Annotated in this window: 1 protein-coding gene; it reads right to left on the bottom strand. The window is 43.4% G+C overall.

Annotated features, from left to right (window positions below; genetic code table 11):
- Positions 1 to 258: 258 nt before the first annotated feature.
- Positions 259 to 1,499: dihydrolipoamide acetyltransferase (locus AX662_RS07680; protein ID WP_060972102.1), on the bottom strand; the 1,241-nt coding region annotated here is incomplete at its 5' end.

Genomic DNA, 1,499 nt, shown 5'->3' with positions numbered 1-1,499 from the left:
CCTCTTGTTTCTTCCACTCGATGATTTCGCCTTCCTGCATGTCCACACCAAGCTTAGGCATAATAATCTCAAAAGCCATATTTTATGATACTAAGAACGCTAAAATGCGACAGAATTTTAGGAGTTTTACGTTAGTGTGCTTGCACACAAGTAAAACTATCTAAATTCCGAAGCATTTCGTTCGAGTTCAAATCAACTCAAACGCTTTAACGCCCTCTCCTTTCTATTTAAAACTTCAGTTTTCAGATATTTTTTTACTTAAATCAACAATTCCATTGGATTTTCAATCAAATGTTTTAAATCAACCATGAATTTGGCACCATTCATACCATCTACAATACGGTGGTCAATAGTCAAGCATAGACCCATGATTGGACGTACGACAACTTCACCATCAACAACAACCGGTGTCTGAATAGTTGCTGAAACACCAAGGATAGCTGAGTTTGGTTGGTTGATGATTGGGTTAAATGACTTGGTTCCAAACATTCCCAAGTTAGTGATAGAGAAAGTAGAACCTGACATTTCTGCCGCCTTCAATTTACCAGCCTGAGCTTTCTTGATGACATCCTTAGAGGCCACCACAAAGTCAGACAAACTCATCTTATCTGCACCATGAACGACCGGTACAATCAAGCCATCATCGAGACCAACGGCAATACCGAGATTAACAAATTTGTGTAATTCGATATTTTGCGCATCATCAATCAAGGATGCATTGAGGTAACGGTGTTCCTCTTTCATAAGGGTACGCACAACTGCCAAACCAATCAAATCAGTGAAGGTCACCTTCATGCCAGTCTTATTCATGATTGGATCAAGGACTTGCTTACGAAGAGCCATAAGGTTAGTCATGTCCACATCGTAGTTAAGGGTAAAGGTTGGCGCAGTTAAGTAAGAGTGCGTCATTCCCTTAGAAATAGCCTTACGCATAGCAGACATTGGGATAACTTCCACACCTTCTGGCAAGACTTTTTCTGGCTTAGCTTCAACCACAGGTGCAGCTGCAGCTTCCTTAACTTGGGCTGGGGCACTGATTGCAAGGACATCTTCCTTGGTAATCTTACCACCAAAACCTGTTCCAGATACGGTAGCTAAATCAATACCAAGGTCCTTTGCAATCTTACGTGCCAATGGAGTTGCCTTAGGTTGAGCACCCTTAAAGTTCTCAACGTCATCAGCATGAACACGACCTTTCGCTCCAGTTCCTGGGACTTGAGCGAGGTCAATCCCCAACTCACGCGCTACTTTACGTGCTTTAGGTGTTGCACGTACTTTGCCACCTTCGTGTACGACAGGGGCTTGGGCTGCCACTACAGGTGCTTCCACAGTAGCAACTTCTTCAACTTGCGGAGCAGCTTCTGTAGCTGGTGCGCTCGCAGCATTATCGGCCACAACTTCACCTTCTGCTCCAATATAACCAATAACCTCAGTAACTGGTACAGTTTCACCAGCCTGACGGGTAATCTTCAAAAGAACACCAGAATCTTCTGCTTCAA

The sequence above is a fragment of the Streptococcus sp. CCH5-D3 genome (assembly GCF_001556435.1).
Lineage (GTDB): Bacteria > Bacillota > Bacilli > Lactobacillales > Streptococcaceae > Streptococcus.
Note: the sequence above shows the minus strand (reverse complement) of the source record. Positions and strands in the feature narration are given on the sequence as shown.